The organism is Sphingopyxis sp., assembly GCF_050725615.1.
GTDB lineage: Bacteria > Pseudomonadota > Alphaproteobacteria > Sphingomonadales > Sphingomonadaceae > Sphingopyxis.
The window spans coordinates 1-17,939 of the sequence record NZ_JBOHHU010000089.1 but is presented as its reverse complement, the minus strand read 5'-3'; the positions used below and the strand labels follow the sequence as shown (position 1 = coordinate 17,939).

At 66.2% G+C, this 17,939-nt stretch carries 19 protein-coding genes; 7 read left to right on the top strand and 12 right to left on the bottom strand.

All coding sequences use genetic code 11. The annotated features are described in order from the left end of the window. Positions 1–183 precede the first annotated feature (183 nt). From ACREB7_RS17180 to ACREB7_RS17170, 3 genes are read right to left on the bottom strand one after another with little or no spacing between them, the layout of a single operon-like run. Entirely contained in the window at positions 184–840 is a 657-nt protein-coding gene (locus ACREB7_RS17180; RefSeq protein ID WP_431593499.1) for an HAD-IA family hydrolase, read from the bottom strand. A 17-nt stretch (positions 841–857) separates the two neighbouring features. Further along, the gene (locus tag ACREB7_RS17175) at positions 858–1,595 is read right to left on the bottom strand and encodes a glutathione S-transferase family protein (RefSeq protein ID WP_431593498.1); all 738 of its coding nucleotides are present in this window, start codon (positions 1,593–1,595) and stop codon (positions 858–860) included. Continuing rightward, a complete protein-coding gene (locus tag ACREB7_RS17170; RefSeq protein WP_431593497.1) occupies positions 1,589–2,713 on the bottom strand; it encodes a DUF2855 family protein in 1,125 nt (374 codons plus the stop codon). The genes ACREB7_RS17175 and ACREB7_RS17170 overlap by 7 nt, the downstream gene beginning before the upstream one ends. Positions 2,714–2,769: 56 nt before the next feature. On the opposite strand from ACREB7_RS17170, the gene ACREB7_RS17165 reads away from it, so the two are divergent. After that, complete coding sequence (locus tag ACREB7_RS17165) at positions 2,770–3,153, top strand: DUF488 domain-containing protein (RefSeq protein WP_431593496.1); 384 nt, start codon at positions 2,770–2,772, stop codon at positions 3,151–3,153. A 4-nt stretch (positions 3,154–3,157) separates the two neighbouring features. On the opposite strand, the gene ACREB7_RS17160 is transcribed toward ACREB7_RS17165, so the two are convergent. Genes ACREB7_RS17160 through ACREB7_RS17145 form a run of 4 tightly spaced genes read right to left on the bottom strand, consistent with a single transcriptional unit; the run spans position 3,158 to position 5,476 of the window. Next, the gene (locus tag ACREB7_RS17160) at positions 3,158–3,847 is read right to left on the bottom strand and encodes a VIT1/CCC1 transporter family protein (RefSeq protein WP_431593495.1); all 690 of its coding nucleotides are present in this window, start codon (positions 3,845–3,847) and stop codon (positions 3,158–3,160) included. A 9-nt stretch (positions 3,848–3,856) separates the two neighbouring features. Further along, the gene (locus tag ACREB7_RS17155) at positions 3,857–4,249 is read right to left on the bottom strand and encodes a type II toxin-antitoxin system VapC family toxin (RefSeq protein WP_431593494.1); all 393 of its coding nucleotides are present in this window, start codon (positions 4,247–4,249) and stop codon (positions 3,857–3,859) included. After that, positions 4,246–4,524 (bottom strand): type II toxin-antitoxin system Phd/YefM family antitoxin, encoded by a 279-nt coding sequence (locus ACREB7_RS17150; RefSeq protein ID WP_431593493.1) that lies wholly within the window; start codon positions 4,522–4,524, stop codon positions 4,246–4,248. Before ACREB7_RS17150 ends, ACREB7_RS17155 begins: the two co-directional genes overlap by 4 nt. 31 nt (positions 4,525–4,555) lie before the next feature. Beyond that, positions 4,556–5,476 carry an SMP-30/gluconolactonase/LRE family protein gene (locus ACREB7_RS17145; RefSeq protein ID WP_431593492.1) on the bottom strand — a complete coding sequence of 307 codons (921 nt, stop codon included), beginning with the start codon at positions 5,474–5,476 and terminating at the stop codon, positions 4,556–4,558. A gap of 46 nt (positions 5,477–5,522) precedes the next feature. On the opposite strand from ACREB7_RS17145, the gene ACREB7_RS17140 reads away from it, so the two are divergent. After that, complete coding sequence (locus ACREB7_RS17140; RefSeq protein WP_431593491.1) at positions 5,523–6,122, top strand: TIGR02466 family protein; 600 nt, start codon at positions 5,523–5,525, stop codon at positions 6,120–6,122. 46 nt (positions 6,123–6,168) lie between these two features. Further along, the gene (locus ACREB7_RS17135; protein ID WP_431593490.1) at positions 6,169–7,608 is read left to right on the top strand and encodes an NAD-dependent succinate-semialdehyde dehydrogenase; all 1,440 of its coding nucleotides are present in this window, start codon (positions 6,169–6,171) and stop codon (positions 7,606–7,608) included. A 67-nt stretch (positions 7,609–7,675) separates the two neighbouring features. Here ACREB7_RS17135 and ACREB7_RS17130 read toward each other — a convergent pair whose 3' ends face one another. Next, complete coding sequence (locus ACREB7_RS17130; protein WP_431593489.1) at positions 7,676–8,437, bottom strand: SDR family oxidoreductase; 762 nt, start codon at positions 8,435–8,437, stop codon at positions 7,676–7,678. After that, complete coding sequence (locus tag ACREB7_RS17125; protein WP_431593488.1) at positions 8,434–8,805, bottom strand: dihydroneopterin aldolase; 372 nt, start codon at positions 8,803–8,805, stop codon at positions 8,434–8,436. The genes ACREB7_RS17130 and ACREB7_RS17125 overlap by 4 nt, the downstream gene beginning before the upstream one ends. Before the next feature lie 90 nt (positions 8,806–8,895). On the opposite strand from ACREB7_RS17125, the gene ACREB7_RS17120 reads away from it, so the two are divergent. The 4 genes from ACREB7_RS17120 to ACREB7_RS17105 all read left to right on the top strand — a co-directional run bounded on the left by ACREB7_RS17120 (position 8,896) and on the right by ACREB7_RS17105 (position 12,208). Then, a complete protein-coding gene (locus ACREB7_RS17120; protein ID WP_431593487.1) occupies positions 8,896–9,399 on the top strand; it encodes a GNAT family N-acetyltransferase in 504 nt (167 codons plus the stop codon). A 429-nt stretch (positions 9,400–9,828) separates the two neighbouring features. After that, positions 9,829–10,413 carry a DUF1285 domain-containing protein gene (locus tag ACREB7_RS17115; protein WP_431593486.1) on the top strand — a complete coding sequence of 195 codons (585 nt, stop codon included), beginning with the start codon at positions 9,829–9,831 and terminating at the stop codon, positions 10,411–10,413. Next, entirely contained in the window at positions 10,413–11,003 is a 591-nt protein-coding gene (locus tag ACREB7_RS17110) for a CoA pyrophosphatase (RefSeq protein WP_431593485.1), read from the top strand. The genes ACREB7_RS17115 and ACREB7_RS17110 overlap by 1 nt, the downstream gene beginning before the upstream one ends. Then, entirely contained in the window at positions 11,000–12,208 is a 1,209-nt protein-coding gene (locus tag ACREB7_RS17105; protein WP_431593484.1) for a CCA tRNA nucleotidyltransferase, read from the top strand. Before ACREB7_RS17110 ends, ACREB7_RS17105 begins: the two co-directional genes overlap by 4 nt. On the opposite strand, the gene ACREB7_RS17100 is transcribed toward ACREB7_RS17105, so the two are convergent. From ACREB7_RS17100 to ACREB7_RS17090, 3 genes are all read right to left on the bottom strand, one after another. Beyond that, on the bottom strand, positions 12,181–13,860 hold the full coding sequence (locus tag ACREB7_RS17100; RefSeq protein ID WP_431593483.1) for a putative bifunctional diguanylate cyclase/phosphodiesterase: 1,680 nt from the start codon (positions 13,858–13,860) through the stop codon (positions 12,181–12,183). The genes ACREB7_RS17105 and ACREB7_RS17100 overlap by 28 nt on opposite strands. 89 nt (positions 13,861–13,949) lie before the next feature. Beyond that, on the bottom strand, positions 13,950–16,250 hold the full coding sequence (gene parC, locus ACREB7_RS17095) for a DNA topoisomerase IV subunit A (protein WP_431593482.1): 2,301 nt from the start codon (positions 16,248–16,250) through the stop codon (positions 13,950–13,952). A 43-nt stretch (positions 16,251–16,293) separates the two neighbouring features. Beyond that, positions 16,294–17,703, bottom strand: a complete 1,410-nt coding sequence (locus ACREB7_RS17090) for a M20/M25/M40 family metallo-hydrolase (RefSeq protein ID WP_431593481.1) — start codon at positions 17,701–17,703, stop codon at positions 16,294–16,296. Positions 17,704–17,939: the final 236 nt, after the last annotated feature.

Below are 17,939 nucleotides of genomic sequence, written 5' to 3'. Positions count from 1 at the left end.
CCGCAGGCGGGAGGGGTTGGGGGTGGGCGCGAGCGTAGCGAGCTCCCGACAGCGCAGATGCCCACCCCGCTGCGACTAACGAGCAAGCTCGTAAGTCTCGCTGCCCCTCCCGCTTGCGGGAGGGGAGAATAACGTCCGGCGCTGCCCCCAAATCCCCCATCCGCTTCGGACTGAAACCGAATGTCAGGGAAGCTCGACCCCCAGCACCGCCGACAGGTCGGCGAGCGCCTGCTCGCCGCTCGTGACCTTGATCGCGTGCATGCCGAGCTGGCTCGCCGGCTTGCAGTTGATGCCGAGGTCGTCGAGATAGACGCATTCGCCGGGCTCGACGCCGAGCCTTTCACACATCATCAGGTAAATCGCGGGGTCGGGCTTGCGCACCCCCGCCTTGCTCGATTCGATGACATGTTCGAAGCGCGCCATGATGCGCGCGACCTCGTTCGCGGCCGCCTCGCTGCGCGTCATGCCCGCGCCCTTGACGGCCTTGCCGCCCGGGACATTGTTGGTGATGCAGGCGATGCGGAAACCCTTGGCCTTCAGCGTGTCGAGCGCCGTCACCATGTCGGGGCGCACCGCGCCCGCGATGACGGCCAGCACCGCCTCGCCCTCCAACTCGTGCCCCAGCGCGCGCGCCTCGTCGGCGAACAGGCGGTCGAACGCGGCGGCGTCGATCTCGGCCCGCTCGAATTTCGCCCAGGCATTGTCGTCGGGGTTCGCCGCATTGACCCGCCGCACAAAATCGCGCGGCAGCCCGCGCTCTTCTTCGAGGCGATTGAAGGCCTCAAAGGGCGAGGCGGTGATGACGCCGCCGAAGTCGAAGATGACGGTGGTGATGGGCATGGAGGTCTTTCGCGAGTTTAACGGAGCATGATGCTGGAGCGCGGCTGGTCGCTGGCATAGCTTTTGGCCGAAAGCTTGGCGCCCGCAGCGGTCAGCGCGGCGGGACGGTCGGCGCTGCGTGAGGTCAGGATCGCCTGTTCGAGGGCGATGGTCTTCGCGAAGGCCGGGGTGGCCGCAACGCGTTCGATCCACGCTGCGGTGCGCGGCCAGCGCGCGGCGTCGACCGGACAGCCCGCGATCGCGGCATTGCGCAGCGGACAGGCGACCGCGACGTCGGCGATCCCCAGCGACCCGAACAGGAAGCCGTCCGCAGGTGCCTGCGTCTCGATCCAGTCGAGTGCGACAGGCAGGTCGGTCTCGACGATTTTCGCCACCGCTGCCTCGTCGGGCGCCTGTTTGAACACATAGGGCGCGACCACGCGCGGGTAGAAGAGGCCCCAGATGCACAGGTCGCCGAGCCGGCTGTCGGCATATTCCTCGATCCAGCGCGCTCGCGCCCGGTCGGCGGGCGTGGCGGGCATCATCGCGGGATCGGGCCAGGCCTCGTCGATATATTCGGCGATCACCGTCGAGTCGTTGAGGATCATGTCGCCGTCGATCAGTACCGGGATCCGCCGCAGCGGGCTGATCTGGGAAAATTCGTCATTGCCGAAAAAGGGTGTGATCGGATCGATCTCATAATCGACGCCCTTGTGATCGAGCGCGACCAATATCTTGCGGACATAGGGGGAAACGGGGCTGCCGACGATCAGCACGGGTTCACCACGATTCCGGCCTTCGGGTTGGCCGCGCCCGACAACATTTCGCGATAGGCGGCCAGCGCCGCTTCACCGCCGCGGCGCTTGTCGATCGTCGCGAGGCGCGGCGCGACGTCCATGAACGCCAGCCAGGCCTCGGCGATCTTCCGCCCGAACGCCGGCCCGCCCCAGTCGGCGATCCGCTTCTGGCTGCGGCCGGGCGCGAAAAATCCCTGACGCTCGGGACCGGGCAGCCCTTCGGCATCGGCCTGGGCGTCCCAATGCGACTTGCCGACGATGATCGAGGCCTTGAGCTGATTGCCGAAATGGCTGTGGACGGTGCGGGTCACCGCGCCATTGCCCGCCATGTCGACAAGCGCGGCCGGGGTCGCGGCGTTGAGCGTCATAATCTGGTCATAGCTGATGACGCGGTCGTAAATGCCCTGCGCCGCCAGCGCCTCGACATGGGCGGCGCTGGTCAGCCCGATCGTTTCGGGGCGATGCCCACCGCGCTGTGCGATCGAAAAGCCCAGCCCGATCGCGGTCTTGCTCGACGCGCTGGCGATCAAGATCTGCTGGACGCCATAATCGCCCTCATCCTCGAACTGGTCGGCGATCAGCCAGCCGGTGAGAAACAGCGGGCGGAACACCGGCCAATAATCATGGTCGGCGGCGCGATAGTCGGGCAGCGCGCTGACGCGCTGATACTGGTTATAGATCGGGGGCAGGGTGGTGCGGCGCGGCGTCACATCGGTGAAGCCGCCGGGACCGGCGTTGCCGACATTGAGCACGGCATGGCTGGCCATCGGATAATAGCCATAGAAAGTCTCGCCAACCGCGACACCCTCGGCGGCGCTTTCGGTGACGGTCGCGAATCCCCACACCGGCAGCCGGCCGGGCGCATCGCGCTCAGCGAAGAAATCCCAATAGCCTTGGTCCCCTCCGTCTTTATCTGGGCCGAACAGCCCAGCGGGCTTGCCGAACACCGCATAGGTGATGTTGTTCGCGGTCATCGCATAGCCGTCGATGGCGACACGGACCTGCCCGGGCGCCAGCGGCGCGGCGGTATCGGTCACCAGTTCCGCACGCGCGATATCGTCGCGATCGATGTCGATCGCCCATCCGGTTTCATTCATGTGCGGACCCCTCCGGTTGCTTGCCCGCGAGCGCGGGATGGTCAATAATCATACAGATGACAACGCCCCTGACAATCGCGGTGAAACGCATCTACGATCCAGCCGGTCCCGACGACGGCGCGCGCTTCCTCGTTGACCGGCTGTGGCCGCGCGGGGTGTCGAAGGAGAAGGCCGCGCTCGCCGCCTGGCTGAAGCCGCTGTCGCCCAGCGACGATCTGCGCGAGCGCTTTCATCACGCGACCGCCGGTTCGGATGAGGCGTGGGATGCGTTCCGGCACGGCTATTTCGCCGAGCTCGACGGCGGTGACGAGGCGATGAAAGCGGCGCTGTTCACCCTCGATGCTGCCGCGAAGGCGGGGGCCGTGACATTGCTCTATGCCGCGAAGAACGAGGAGCGGAACAATGCGGTCGCGCTGCGTGAGTGGCTGATCGCGCGTTAGGGCTTTAGCCCGCCACCGCGCCGAACAGCGAGCCGATCGCAATCGTCGCCGTCATCGCCATCGCCCCCCAGAAGGTGACGCGCACCACAGGGCGCAGCATCGGCGCATTGCCCGCCCGGGCGCCCAATGCGCCGAGCAGCGCGAGGAAGAGCAGCGACGCCGCCGAGACGGTCCACGGCAGCGATGCGCCGCGGTCGAAAAACACCGTCGCCAGCGGCAGCGCCGCGCCGACAGTAAAGCTCGCGGCGGAGGCGGCTGCCGCCTGGATCGGCCGCGCCGCCATCTCGCTGGTCAGGCCCAGTTCGTCGCGCAAATGGGTGTCGAGCGCGTCATGCGCGGTCAGTTGCGCCGCGACCTGTTCGGCAAGCGCGCGGTCGAGCCCGCGCTGCTCGTAAATCTGTGTCAGTTCCTCCAGCTCGAACTCGGGATCGGCGGCGAGGTGGTGCTTTTCGAGCTCGACGTCGGCTTTCTCGGCGTCGGCCTGCGAACTCACCGACACATATTCGCCCGCCGCCATCGACATCGCCCCCGCGACGAGACCCGCCGTGCCGGTGACGAGGACCGACGAGGCCGAGGCGCCCGCCGCCGCGACCCCGGCGATCAGGCTGGCGGTCGAGACGATACCGTCATTGGCGCCGAGGATAGCGGCGCGCAGCCAGCCGATCCGCGTGACGGCGTGGGTTTCCTCGTGCATGTCAGCCCCTTACCAAAAACGAACGACCCCGAACTGGTCGAACATGGCTTCATTGGAAATCAATGCGAGTTCCTCGATCTGCGCCTGAGCGATCAGCATGCGGTCGAAGGGGTCGCGGTGAGGAATGGGCAGTGCGCCAGCGAGCCGGGCGTGGTCAGCGGTCAGCGGCAAGGATTCGAGATTGTCCTTGGCGATTTCGTCGGTGAAGTCGAGCGCATGGGCCCGTGCGAAATCGAGCCTTCCCAAGCGATGCTTCTGCGCGATTTCAAAAGCGGAAATGGCCGATGCATAAATCGGCTCGTCGCGCCGTTGCAGAAGGTCCCTGACGCGGGACGGCAGCATGTCCGGTGCATAGATGGCCCACAACAAGCTGTGGGTATCGAGCAAATAGCCCTCGCTCACAGCTTGTCGTTGGGATCATCGGCGTCGCAATTCCACAACGCGAGGTCTTCCTCGGGCAGGGGATCCCAGAAGCCATCTTCCAAGGGATCCTTGCCGGGCGGAATCAGATGCGCGAGGCGGCCGAGTTGCCGCTTCGGCTTCACCACTTCCTTCACCGGCATCAGCTTGACCACCGGTTCCTTGCCGCGCGCGATCGTCACCTCTTCGCCCGCGAGCACACGGGCGATCAGGCGCGACAGATGCGTTTTCGCTTCGTGTATGGTCACGACCGTCATATGACCAACTTAGCTAAGTCCCTTGACTAAGTCAATATTGCAGCTGCAATCCCGGCCGCGCCCAGCGGGTCTTCACCAGCCGCCCGCTACCCGACAGCGTCAGATAGGCATCCTGCCGGTCGGGTCCGCCGAACGCAATGTTGGTCGTAAAAATGTCGTCGGTCGCGACGAAGTCGACCAGCTCGCCTCCCGGCGACACCACCGAAATCCCGCATTCGCCGATCGTCGCGACGCAGATATTGCCCGACGCCTCGACCGCGAGGCTGTCGAAGAATTTATAGCCGGCGGGGCGATAGAGCGGGATGCCGGGTCCGCCGGGCCCCGCATCGGGCGCGACCTTGCCGGGGGCGACGATGTTGAACTTCATCAGACGGCACGTATAGGTCTCGGCGGCATAGAGGGTGCTGCCGTCGGGCGACAGGCCGACGCCATTGGGGTTGTTCGACGGGAAGATGACCTCTTCGATCAAGCTGCCGTCGGCCTTGGCATAGAAGATGCCGACGATGTCGTGGCTCCGCTTGGCATAATCGACCTTGCCATGGTCGGTGAACCAGAAGCCGCCATGCGCGTCGAACACGATGTCATTCGGCCCGCGCAGGACCACCCCATGGTCGCCCGATTGATACAGGACCTCGACTGCGCCGGTTTCGATGTCGATGCGTTCGATGCGTCCGCCCGAATAATCGTCTGCGATGCCGTGCGGCGCCAGATAACCGTCGCTCTCGACATAGTTGAACCCGCCGTTGTTGCAGCAATACAGCTTGCCGTCGGGGCCGATCGCCAGGCCGTTGGGACCGCCGCCGGGGGTCGCGATCACCTCCTTGCGGCCGCCGGGCCAGCAGCGGGTGATGCAGCCGCGCTCGATCTCGACGACGATGACGCTGCCGTCGTCCATGACGACCGGGGCCTCGGGAAAACGCAATCCGCTCGCGATCAATTCAAACTCGGCCATCCTCGTCTCCCTTGCGTGTGCTTGGCTGCTGTGCTTTGCGCGCATCATGCCCGTTCGTTCGCTCTTCGCCAGTATTTTCTACGAAGCCGACATCGGTTCGGCGGACCTGCTCGAAGAGCTGGAGGAAAGCAGCCGGCTGTTCGCCGAAGAGGATGGAGCGGGCCGGCGCTGGAGCCGCGACCATGGCTATAAGGGCTATACCAGCTACGCGAGCCTCGGCGATCTGCCCGAGCGCGATCCGGCCTTTTATGACCTGAAAAAGCTGCTCGACAAGGAGGTCAAGGCCTTCGCCAGGGCGACGCATTTCGACCTCGCCAAGCCGCTCAAGCTCGACAGCCTGTGGGTCAATATATTGAAACCCGGCGGCACCCACAGCGGCCATATCCACCCGCACAGCATCGTGTCGGGCACCTTCTATGTCGCGGTCCCGCCGGGATCGGGCGCGCTCAAGCTCGAGGATCCGCGCCTCGCGATGCTGATGGCGGCGCCCGGCCGCACCGACGATGCGCCCGAACATCTGCTGCCCTTCGTCTATGCTGAACCCGCGGCAGGGCGCGTCTTCCTGTGGGAAAGCTGGCTGCGCCACGAGGTGATGCCGCACACGGGCAAGGGCGAACGGATCAGCATCAGCTTTAACTATCGCTGAGGGCGACTATATGGGGCGCATCCTCCAGCCCCCCAAAGGATCGTCCATGACCGACACCGCGACCTACGATGCCGACCTTCAGCTTTTCATCGCCGGCGCCTGGCGGAGCGGCGAGGGGCGCGAGGCGCGGCCGGTGTTCAACCCGGCGACGGCGGGCACGATCGCCGAACTGCCGGTCGCCACCGCCGCCGACCTCGACGAGGCGCTCGCCGCCGCCGAGCGCGGCTGGCCGAGCTGGCGCGCCAAGACCCCCGACGAGCGCGCCGCGCTGATGCACAAGGCCGCCGGGCTGATCCGCGAACGCGTCGACCATATCGCGACCTTGCTGACGCTCGAACAGGGCAAGCCGATCGCCGAGGCGCGCGGCGAGGTGCTGTCGGCCGCCGGGCTGCTCGCCTATTTCGCCGAACAGGGCAAGCGCATCGAGGGTCGCGTGCTGCAGCGTCCGCTCGGCCAGCGCGCGATGGTCACCAAGCATCCGATCGGCCCCGTCGCGGGCTTCAGCCCGTGGAACTTCCCGGTCAATCTGATGGTCAAGAAGATCGCCCCCGCGCTCGCCGCAGGCTGCGTCGTCATCGCCAAGGCGCCCGAGGAAACGCCGGGCTGCACCAGCGCGGTCATGCGCTGCCTGATCGATGCCGGCATCCCGGGCGATGCGGTTCAGCTCGTCTATGGCGATCCCGACATGATCAGCCGGCACCTGCTGGCGAGCCCGGTGATCCGCAAGGTCAGCTTCACCGGTTCGACCGCGGTCGGCAAACATCTGATGAAGCTCGCCGCGGATAATGTTCAGCGCATCACGATGGAACTCGGCGGCCACGCGCCGGTGCTGATCTTCGACGATTGCGATCTCGAGGCGACGCTCGACAAGGTGGTGTGGCAGAAATTCCGCAACGCCGGGCAGGTCTGCATTTCGCCGACGCGCTTCTATGTCCAGCAGGGCGTATATGACGCCTTCGTCAAGGGTTTCGCCGAGCGCACCGCGAAGGTGAAGATCGGCAGCGGCCTCGACGCCGATACGCAAATGGGTCCGCTTGCCAATGCGCGCCGGGTGCCGGCGCTCGAGGCTCTGGTCGCCGATGCCAAAGCGAAGGGTGCGCGCGTCATCGCGGGCGGCGAGGCGACCGGCAACGGCTATTTCTTCCAGCCGACCGCGATCGCCGACGTCCCGGTCGAGGCCGATGCGATGAATATCGAACCCTTTGGCCCGATGGCGCTGATCCGCCCGTTCGGAACCGAGGAAGAGGCGCTGGAACAGGCGAACCGACTGCCCTTCGGCCTCGCCGCCTTCGCCTTCACCGAAAATGGCCGCCGCATCAACCGCATCGTCGACAGCATCGAAAGCGGCATGGTCGGGGTGAACAGCTTCGTCATCTCGACCCTCGACATGCCGTTCGGCGGCATCAAGCAATCGGGCTTCGGCAGCGAGAGCGGCCCCGAAGGGCTCGAGGGCTATCTGGTCACCAAGGCGGTGCATATTTACTAAAAGCTCGTCGCCACCGCGAAAGGGGGGGCAATAAATAGGGACAGTCCCTATTTATTGCAGAGCGCCGTCAATCCCGCTCCAGCGCCACAAAATCCCGCGCCATCGGGGCCAGATGCGCGCCGCCGTCGACGAAGATCGTCTGTCCCGTCACCGCCTCGGCGCGGGCAAGATACACCACCGCGTCGGCGATCTGCGCCGGGGTCGGCAGCGCGCCGAGCGGCATGAGCTGCGCGAGCCGCTCGACCTGCGGCGCCGAATAATCGCCGGTCGCCATCGTCAGCCCCGGCGCCACGGCATTGACCCGCGCGCGGCCGCCGAAGGCGACCGCCAGCGTCTGCGTCGCCTGCCACAGGGCCGATTTCGACAGGCTGTACGCGATCTGGTCGGGCACCGGATGCACGACGCGCTGGTCGACGATGTTGACGATCGCCGGGCGCTTGTCGTCGCTCGCGGCGACGAGCGCCTTGGCGAGCATCACCGGCGCGGACAGATTGACCTGCATCATCGCGGCGAGCGCCGCCGCCGACAGGTCGGGCCACTCGCCCTCGGCGAAATGCGCCGCATTGTTGACCAGCAGGTCGGGCGCGCGGCCGAATTTTGCGATCACCGCGGGGATCAGCGCATCGACCGCGGCCGGGTCGGCCAGGTCGGCGGCGAAGCGGTGGCTCAGCGCTCCCGTTTCGGCCAGTGCCTCGGCCAGCACCGGGTCGGCCTCGGCGGCGGTGCGTTTGTGCAGCGCCAGCGCATAGCCCTCGCGCGCCAGTCGCGCCGAGATCGCGGCGCCGACGCGGTGGAGGCCGCCGGTGACCAGCGCCAGCTTCTGCGTCATTTCCGGACCCGCCGCATCGTGATGCCGATTTCCTCGCCGTCCTCGGCGATCGCCAGCTTGACGATCTTGACCTCGACCTCCTCGACCTTGTCGTCCTGCAGGAACAAGGTGTCGATGATATGGTCAGCGACGCTTTCGATCAGCACGAAATGGACATCCTTGGGCAGGCCCTCGGTCGCCGCGAATTTCAGGTGCATGTAATTTTTCGACCGGCTCAATGGCGTTGTCGGATCATAATGATCGGCCATCGCCAGCTTGGCGCGCACCGAAATGCGCAGGGGCTGCGGCAGATGGGTTTCTTCGGAATAAATGCCGGTCAGTACCTGGACGGTCAGCCCGTCCACCTCCAGCCACAATATATCGGTCACAAGAAATTCCTGTTCGGTGGGGGCGACATTCGGCTTTCCATCGCCGACCCCGGACCCTAAAGCGTCGCCGCATTAGCGAAAGGGTGCGTGTTGGTCGAGTTACTTCCATTGTCGGATATGGCGCCGTCGGTCGTCGAGGATCTCCTCGACGCCGCATTCGGGGCGGACCGCTTTGGACGAACCGCCTATCGCATCCGTCAGGGCATGGATGCGGTGCCGGCTTTGAGCTTCGCGGCGGTTGAGGATGGCGCGCTGGTCGGCACGATCCAGTGCTGGCCCGTCGCGCATATCGACGCCGATGGCGCCGCGACCCCGCTCGTCATGGTCGGCCCCGTCGCGGTGCGCCCCGACGTGCAGCGCGGCGGCCACGGCCGCACGTTGATGACGCATATGCTGGAGGCCGCGGAGACCGAGGCCGACAGCGGTCTGATGATGATCGGCGACCCCGAATATTATGGCCGCTTCTTCGGCTTCACCGCCGAAGCGACCGGGGCGTGGGATTTGCCCGGCCCCTATGAAAAGCGCCGCCTGCTCGCGCGGACGGTCAACGGGCACACCCTGCCGACCGGCGCCGGGATGATCGGGCCGCGCTAGGCGCAAAAAACGCTGTCCTACATTATTCCGGTCGCTTAGCGTTTTTCCGATGATTCCCAGCCTCCCCTCCCGACAGCGATTTGCGAATGAAGTTGCGCAGTTTTCCGCCACTTCTCGGAATCGGCTTCGGACTGCTCTCGGGCGAAAGCCGGGGCCCTTGGCGATGAAACCCGGTCGGCGCCCCTCGACCGCGCCGACAATCGCGCACCGCCGGGCATTTTTTGCGGGAGGTCGCCTCGGAACGCGCATCGTGAATGAAGTTGCGCAGTTTTCCGGGGTTTTTGTACCAGTCGAGCTGTCGGCCCTTCGCGATCCGGAACCCGTTTCGCGCGCGGCCGGCAAAGCCCGTCGTCGTGGGCCGCCCAAACGCGCATCGCGAATGAAGTTGCGCAGTTTTCTGCCGTTTTTTGCCGTGAGGGCCAGGGCACCATGGTAACCCCCGCGCCCTCGCTCCCCAGGGATTTCGCGCAGCTGTCGCCGACGGAGGCCGCCGAACTGCTCGCGGCGCGCAAATTGCCGCCGGTCGAGCAATGGCACCCCGAACGCAGCGGCGACAGTGCGATGGAAATCCGCGCCGATGGCAGCTGGTACCATGAGGGCGGACGCATCAACCGGCCCGCGATGGTCAGGCTTTTCTCGACGATCCTGCGCCGCGAACCCGATGGCGGCCATGTTCTCGTCACCCCCGCCGAGAAATTGTCGATCGCGGTCGAAGATACCCCGTTCCGCGCCGTCGAGATGAAGAGCGAGGGGGAGGGTGAAACGCGCCGCCTGATCTTTCGCCTCGACACCGACGACCTCGTCCTCGCCGGCGCCGATCATCCGCTCGGCTTCGGCGACGATCCCGACAACCCCGATCCCCGCCTGCATGTGCGCGGCAGCATCGGCAACGGCCTCGAAGCGCGCATCGACCGGGCGCTCTATTACGAGATCGCCGACCTCGCGCTGGCGGAGGGCGAAGACCCGCCCTCCATCTGGTCGAACGGCGCGCGCTTCCCGCTGGTGACCGCCTGATGCTGTCCGAAAAGCTGCGCATTGCGCTCGAAAATCTGCTGCCCGGCGAGGATGAGGACGAGGCCTATCTGGGCACGCCCGACGACCGGCTGCGCGATGCTGCGGTGCTGATCGCCTTCACCGACCGCCCCGACCCTGGCATCATCCTGACCCAGCGCCCGCAATGGCTGCGCAGCCATGCGGGACAGGTCGCCTTTCCAGGCGGCAAGATCGACCCCGGCGATGTCGACGCGGTCGATGCCGCGCTGCGCGAGGCGGAGGAGGAGATCGGGCTCAACCGGCGCGACGTGACGGTCGCGGGCACCTGCGATGCCTATCGCTCGGGCAGCGGCTATCATATCACCCCGGTGCTCGGCGTGATCCCGGCCGACCTGCCACTCGACCCCAATCCCGATGAGGTCGAGGACTGGTTCGAGGTGCCGATCGACATCCTCTTCAACCCCGAAAATTACGCGCTCCACCACGCGCATTGGCAGGGCCATGATCGGCACTATTATGACATGATGTGGCAGGGACGGCGGATCTGGGGCGTAACGGCGGGCATCATCGTCAATCTCGCGCGGCGCATGCCGTCGGGCTGGTACCGATGACGGTCCTGCCCGAAACCGATTGGCGTCGTGGCGAGGGGCTGGCGCGCATCGTCACCGCGCTCTCGGTGCGCGGCGGCGCGGTCAAGCTCGTCGGCGGCGCGGTCCGCGATAGCCTGCTCGGGCTGCCGGTCTCCGACATCGACCTCGCGACGCCGCTGATGCCCGACCAGGTGATGCAGCGGCTCGAAAAGGCGGGGATCAAGGTCGTGCCGACCGGCATCGCCCATGGCACCGTCACCGCGATCGCCAGCCACGAACGCCACGAGATCACGACTTTGCGCCGCGATGTCGCGACCGATGGCCGCCGCGCGACGATCGCCTTCGCCGACGACTGGCGCGAGGATGCGGCGCGCCGCGATTTCACGATCAACGCGCTCTATGCCGACCCGGTTACCGGCGCGGTCGATGACTTTTTCGGAGGCCTCGACGATCTCCAGGCGGGGCGCATCCGTTTTATCGGCGCCGCCGCGACGCGCATCGCCGAGGATCATCTGCGCATCCTGCGTTTTTACCGCTTCGCGGCGCGCTTCGGACAGGGCGGGCTCGATCCCGAAAGCCATGCTGCGGTCATCGCGGCGCGCCAGTCGCTGAAAAGCCTGTCGCGCGAACGCGTCGCCGACGAACTGACCAAGATATTGGCGCTGCCCGATCCGCGCGCGATCGTCGGCCAGATGGCAAGCGACGGGATGTTCGAGGTTGTCCTGCCCGAACTCGCGCCCGACTTCGCCGCGACGCTCGACCGCCTGCTCGCCAACGAGGACGCCGCAGCGGCGCCCCCCTCGGCGCTGCGCCGGCTGTCGGCCTTGCTTCCGCCTGACGCGCCAACCGCCGAGGACGTCGCGAGCCGCCTTCGCCTGTCGTCGCGCCAGCGCAAATATCTTGGCGCCCTCGCGGCCCGCCGTGCCGCGCCGCTGCCGCCGCCGCGCCAACTCGCGCATGCGATCGGCATCGAAGCCGCCACCGACGTCTATCTGCTCACCGCCTCGCCGCAGGACGCGGCGGCTGCGGCGCAATTGCTGTCGGTCTGGAACGTGCCCGTTCTGCCCCTCAAGGGCGGCGACATCGTTGCGCGCGGAGTCACCGTCGGTCCGCAGGTCGCAAGCTTGCTGAAAGCGGTCGAAGCGGCCTGGGTGGCCGAGGATTTCCCCGACAAGGCGCGCGTCGCCGCGCTGCTCGATCAGAAGATCGGGCGGCTCAGCGACTGACGCCAATAATCGAAGGCGGCGTCGGCGACCATTGGCCGCGCGAACAGGAAGCCCTGCCCGAAGTCGCAACCGAGCGCCGACAGCAGCCGCGCCTGATCGGCAGTCTCGACCCCCTCGGCGGTGGTCTTCATGCCCAGCGCTTCGGCGAGGCTCTGGATCGTGCGGACGATCGCCACCTTGTCGCGATCGTCGACCATATGATCGACAAAGCTGCGGTCGATCTTGAGCACGTCGAGCGGCAGCCGCTGGAGATAGGCGAGGTTCGAATAGCCGGTGCCGAAATCGTCCATCGCGACGCGCGTCGACAGCGCCTTCAATTCGCTCAGCACCGACAAGGCAAGGTCGGGGTCGCCGATGATCGCGCTTTCGGTGAGCTCGATCATCAACCGTTCGCCGCCGATCCGGTTTTCCGCCAGCGCATGCCGCACCGCTGCGGCGATGTCGTCGCGGACCAGCTGGATCGCCGAGACATTGACCGAAAAATAGCAATCGACCGGCGCGCCGCCATTCTTGGCGTCCCATTCGGCGATCGTGCTGGCGGCCTTGGCGATCGCCCATTGGCCAAGCGGGACGATCAGCCCCGAATCCTCGGCGATCGGGATGAATTCGGTCGGCGATATCGATCGGCTGCCATCATTGTCCCAGCGCGCCAGCGCCTCGAACCCCGACACCTTGCCCGTCGCCAGCTCGATCAGCGGCTGGAAGGCAAGGTGGAGGCGGTCCTCCTCGATCGCGCTGCGCAGCGCGGTTTCCAGCCCGAACCGATTGTCGGACAGCATCGCGGCTTCGGGTTCGTAAATCTCGATGCGGTCGGTCTGCTTGGCGCGCTTCAACGCGATCTGTGCGTGGCGAATCTGGTCGGCGACGTCGGTGTCCGCAGCGGGCTGGATGGTGCAGCCCAGCGCGCAGTCGACGCTGACCTTCAACTCGCCGATGCGGAAGGGATGGTCGAAACAGCCGCGGATGCGCCGCGCGATCTCGCGAACGTCGGCGCGGCCGCCCGCGATGCGCGACGAGATGGCGAATTCGTCGCCCCCGGTGCGCGCCAGGATATCGCCGCTGCGCAGGCTCGATTTCAGCCGCCGCGCGACGGTGATGATCAACTCGTCGCCGGCCAGCGGCCCGATATGTTCGTTGATCCGGCTGAAGCGCGCGAGGTCGAGCAGCAGGATCGCATGGTCCGATTCGGCGTCGGCGGCGATGCGCTGTTCGACCAGTTCCTCGAACCCGGCGCGGTTGGGCAGGCCGGTCAGGCTGTCCGACACCAGCTCGCGGCGCAGATTGCGCTCGGTCATCATTTCCTGGGTGCGATCGATCAGCGTCAGCAGGAACAGATGGCCGTCGCCGCACTCTTCGGACAGCGGTCCGATCGATCCGCGCAGGTCGCGCGCGGCGGGGCCGTCGCCGAGCTGGCAGGTAAATTCCTGTGTATCTTCCGGCCTTTGCTCGGCGCGTTCGATCGCGCGGCGCAGCTCGATCGGCGCATTCAAACCGGCGGGCGACAGGCTCAGCCGGTCGAACGCCGCGTTGCTGGCGTGAAGGCGGAAATTGCCGCGCGCCAGCGGACGGATCAATGCCGCCGGCACCGGAAGTGCGTCGATCCAGCCGACGAACAGAAGGGGCCGGTCCTCGCCGGTGCGATCAATAGGCATAATAAAGGGTTTTGTGCGACCTTTCCCCATTGCTCGGACACTATGGGGCGGGGAGTAAAGAAGCTATTTACGGCAACATCGAAATGCGATCAGTCGAAGCGGTTGTTCCGCGGGAAGCCGGTGGGCGGCATCCGCCCCGCCGCGCCGCGCGCGACGCGCCATGGCGCCAGATCGGTTTCGGTACGCGTGCGCCCCGTATCGCCGCCCATCGCCCAGCTCAAACCGTCGGCAAAGGCAAAGGCGACCGCATCGGACAGACCACCGTCGCGATATCGCTGCAGCATCACCCCCTGGCCGCGCGCCATCACCGGCACTTCGGCGAGCGGGAAGACGACGAGCTTGCGGTTCTCGCCGACCACCGCGACGCTGTCGTCGCCGGCGCCGATCGGCCGCACGACGCCGAGAACCGACTTGGGCTTGAGGTTGACGACGTTGCGGCCCTTGCGCGTTTCGGCGATGATCTCGCTCATCTGCGCGACAAAACCATGGCCGCTGGTCGAGGCGAGCAGCAGCCGTCCATCGGCGCTCGCAGGGATCAGCGCGACGATTCGCGCCTCGGGATCGATATCGACCATCAGCCGCAGCGGTTCGCCGAACCCGCGCCCGCCGGGCAATTTGTCGGCGCCGATGGTGTAGAAACGTCCGTCGCTCGCCGCGATCAGCAATTTGTCGGTCGTCTGCGCATGGACCGCAAAGGCGAGCTCGTCGCCTTCCTTGAATTTGAACTCGCCCCACTGGTCGGGCGCGACATGCGCGCGCTGGGCGCGAATCCAGCCGCGCTTCGACAGGATGACGGTGACCGGTTCCTTCTCGATCATCGCGTCGAGCGGGATGTCGCGCGCCGGCGCGGCTTCGGCGATCGTCGTGCGCCGCGCGCCGAGCAGCGTGTCGAGGCCATAGACCGCGCGCAGTTTCTCGAGGTCCTTGCGCAGCCGCGTCTTCTGTCGCGCCGGGCTTTCGATCAGCTTCGCCAACTCCTCGCGCTCGGCGGTCAAATCGGCCTGCTCGCGCTTGAGCTCCATTTCCTCGAGGCGGCGCAGCGAGCGTAGCCGCATGTTGAGGATCGCTTCGGCCTGCCGGTCGGTCAGGATGAACTCGGCGATCATCACCGGCTTGGGCTCGTCCTCGGTGCGGATGATCTCGATGATCCGGTCGAGATTGAGGAAAGCGATGATGTAACCCGCGACTAGTTCGAGCCGGTCGTCGATCTTCGCGATGCGGTGCTGGGCGCGGCGGACGAGCACGACGATCTGGTGCTGCAGCCATTCGGTGAGCAGCTGATGCAGCCCCATCACCTTCGGCGTGCGCGTCGCGTCGAGCACGTTGAGGTTGAGCGCGAAGCGGCTTTCGAGGTCGGTCAGCCGGTACAGGCTTTCTTTCAGCACATCGGGATCGACGTTGCGGCTCTTGGGGACGAGGACGATGCGCAGATCCTCCGCGCTTTCGTCGCGGACGTCCTCGAGGATCGGCAATTTCTTGTCGGCGATCAGCTGCGCGATCTGCTCGATCAGCTTGCCCTTGGCGACGCCATAGGGAATTTCGCTGATGACGAGCTGCCAGGTGCCGCCCGCCTGTTTCTCGATCCCCGTTTCTTCCCAGCCGCTTTCGCCCTTGCCGGTCGAAAAACGCGCGCGGACGCGAAAGCCGCCGCGGCCGGTGGCATAGGCGTGGGTGATCGTTTCGGCGCTGTCGACGACGATGCCGCCGGTCGGGAAGTCGGGGCCTTTGACATGCTCGAGCAGTTCGGCGAGTTCGGCGCGCGGGTTCTCAATCAGCACCAGCGCCGCATCGATCACCTCGGCGGCATTGTGAGGCGGAATGTTCGTCGCCATGCCGACCGCGATCCCGCTCGCGCCGTTGGCGAGCAGGTTCGGGAACAGCCCCGGCATAATCTCGGGCTCTTCATCCTCGCCATTATAGGTGGGTTTGAAATCGACGGTGCCTTCGTCGAGGCCCTGCATCAGGTCGACCGCGACGCGCGTCAGCCGCGCTTCGGTGTAGCGATAGGCTGCGGCGTTATCGCCGTCGATATTGCCGAAATTGCCCTGACCGTCGACGAGCGGGTAGCGCAGCGAAAAATCCTGCGCGAGGCGAACCATCGCGTCATAGACGGCGGTGTCGCCGTGCGGGTGGAATTTGCCGATGACGTCGCCGACGACGCGGGCGGACTTCTTGTAGCCTTGGCTCGGGTCGAGCCGCATCGCGCGCATCGCCCACAGCAGGCGGCGGTGAACGGGTTTCAGGCCGTCGCGCAGATCGGGCAGCGATCGCGCGGTGATCGTCGACAGCGCGTAGACGAGGTAGCGTTCGGACAGCGCGCTGTCGAACGGGGTGTCGCTCATGCCGGGAACGGGGTCGGAAGGAGGAAGATCGTCGTCGTTGGTCGCCATTGTCGGGGGCGGATAGCAAGGCTAGCGCATCAACGCAAAGGACTTAGGGCTTGTCGGCATAGGCCTTGACCAGATCGACCATATAGTCGCGTCCGACATAGAGCGATTTCACCTCGATACGTTCGTTGAGCCCATGGACGCCGTTGCCGTCGGGGTCGCCCCAGATGCCGGGAATGCCATAGGTCGGGATGCCGACCGCGCCCAGAAAGGTCGCGTCGGTATAGCCGTTGGCCATCGACGGGATCACCTTCAGTCCCGGCCAATATTGGGCGACCAGCTTCTCCATCGGGCCGATGACCTTCGGGTCGAGCGGCGGCGCGGGCGGGGCGGGGCGTTTGGGTGGGAGCTGGGTGATGGTGACACCCGGATCGCCGATCACTTTCGCCAGCTCGTCCTTGATCGATTCGATGCTGTGGCCCGGAAAGATGCGGCAGTTGATGTTCGCGCCGGCGCGCTGCGGCAGCGCGTTGGGGGCGTGGCCGCCGTCGAGCAAAGTGGCGACGCAGGTGGTGCGGATATTGCCGTGGAGGAAGCGGTCCTTGTCGACGATCGCCAGCGCGGCCTTGTCGTTGTTGTCCTTTGCGAGCGCGACCATCGCCGCGCCGGTTTCATCGCCGCGCGCGGCGCCGCTTTCGGCGAAGAAGCGCCGCGTCACGTCGGTCATTTCGACCGGAAATTCATATTCGTCGATCGCTGTCAGCGCGCGCGACAGCTGGTAGATCGCATTGTCGCGCACCGGCACCGAACTATGCCCGCCGGGGTTGCGCGTTTCGAGGCGGAAATTGGCAAAGGTCTTTTCGCCGACCTGCACCGACTGGCCGATCACCTTGCCCTTTCCGTCGCTGTCGCCGCCGCCGCCTTCGTTGAGCGCAAATTCGGCGTCGATCAGCTCGCGCCGGTTCGCTGCGAGCCATTCGACGCCGTTGAACGCGCCATTGCTCTCCTCGCCGCAGGTCAGCGCCAGCTTGATCGGGCGTTTGGGTTTATAGCCCGCCTGTTTGAAGCGGATCAGCGTATCGACCCACACCGCCGCCTGCGCCTTGTCGTCGAGCGTGCCGCGGCCGTAGAAATAGCCGCCTTCCTCGATCAGCACGAAGGGGTCGCGCTCCCAATCCTCGCGCTTCGCCTCGACGACGTCGATATGCGCGACGAGCAGGATCGGTTTCGCGGTCTTCGACGTGCCCGGATAGACGGCGACGAGGCCGCCTTCCTTCGGATGCTCGGGGGTGGCGAACAGGGTCAGCTGGCTATCGGCGAACCCCGCCGCCTTCATTCGCGCCGCCATGCGCTCGGCGGCGAGGGTGCAACTGCCCGACGACAGCGTCGTGTCGGTTTCGACCAGTTCCTTGTAGAGCGAACGGAAGGCGAGCTGATCGGGGCGCGGGGTGTCTTGCGCGGCGGCGGGCGCGGCGAGCGCCAGCGCGGACAGCAACTGCAAGCAGATTGTCTTCATTTCGGAATCCCCTTCGTCGGCGAAGGGAGCAGAATGGGCGATGTCCCGCAAGGCGCATTCGTTGGTCGTTCGGGCCGGGGTGATCGGGGGGCCGGTTTGGGGTGGGGGCGGATGTTGAAGAATTGAGCTGATCCCCCTCCCGCAGGCGGGAGGGGCAGCGAGACTTGGGCGCTTGCGCCCTAGTCGCAGCGGGGTGGGCTATCGCAACGCTGCTGGCCCACCCCCAACCCCTCCCG

Excerpts from the sequence above, each read along its gene's own strand:
- ACREB7_RS17180 (WP_431593499.1), bottom strand. The coding sequence starts at position 840 with ATGCCCATCACCACCGTCATCTTCGACTTCGGCGGCGTCATCACCGCC.
- ACREB7_RS17170 (WP_431593497.1), bottom strand. The coding sequence starts at position 2,713 with ATGAATGAAACCGGATGGGCGATCGACATCGATCGCGACGATATCGCG.
- ACREB7_RS17165 (WP_431593496.1), top strand. The coding sequence starts at position 2,770 with ATGACAACGCCCCTGACAATCGCGGTGAAACGCATCTACGATCCAGCC.
- ACREB7_RS17160 (WP_431593495.1), bottom strand. The coding sequence starts at position 3,847 with ATGCACGAGGAAACCCACGCCGTCACGCGGATCGGCTGGCTGCGCGCC.
- ACREB7_RS17150 (WP_431593493.1), bottom strand. The coding sequence starts at position 4,524 with ATGACGGTCGTGACCATACACGAAGCGAAAACGCATCTGTCGCGCCTG.
- ACREB7_RS17145 (WP_431593492.1), bottom strand. The coding sequence starts at position 5,476 with ATGGCCGAGTTTGAATTGATCGCGAGCGGATTGCGTTTTCCCGAGGCC.
- ACREB7_RS17140 (WP_431593491.1), top strand. The coding sequence starts at position 5,523 with ATGCCCGTTCGTTCGCTCTTCGCCAGTATTTTCTACGAAGCCGACATC.
- ACREB7_RS17135 (WP_431593490.1), top strand. The coding sequence starts at position 6,169 with ATGACCGACACCGCGACCTACGATGCCGACCTTCAGCTTTTCATCGCC.
- ACREB7_RS17130 (WP_431593489.1), bottom strand. The coding sequence starts at position 8,437 with ATGACGCAGAAGCTGGCGCTGGTCACCGGCGGCCTCCACCGCGTCGGC.
- ACREB7_RS17115 (WP_431593486.1), top strand. The coding sequence starts at position 9,829 with ATGGTAACCCCCGCGCCCTCGCTCCCCAGGGATTTCGCGCAGCTGTCG.
- ACREB7_RS17110 (WP_431593485.1), top strand. The coding sequence starts at position 10,413 with ATGCTGTCCGAAAAGCTGCGCATTGCGCTCGAAAATCTGCTGCCCGGC.
- ACREB7_RS17105 (WP_431593484.1), top strand. The coding sequence starts at position 11,000 with ATGACGGTCCTGCCCGAAACCGATTGGCGTCGTGGCGAGGGGCTGGCG.
- ACREB7_RS17100 (WP_431593483.1), bottom strand. The coding sequence starts at position 13,860 with ATGCCTATTGATCGCACCGGCGAGGACCGGCCCCTTCTGTTCGTCGGC.
- parC (WP_431593482.1), bottom strand. The coding sequence starts at position 16,250 with ATGGCGACCAACGACGACGATCTTCCTCCTTCCGACCCCGTTCCCGGC.
- ACREB7_RS17090 (WP_431593481.1), bottom strand. The coding sequence starts at position 17,703 with ATGAAGACAATCTGCTTGCAGTTGCTGTCCGCGCTGGCGCTCGCCGCG.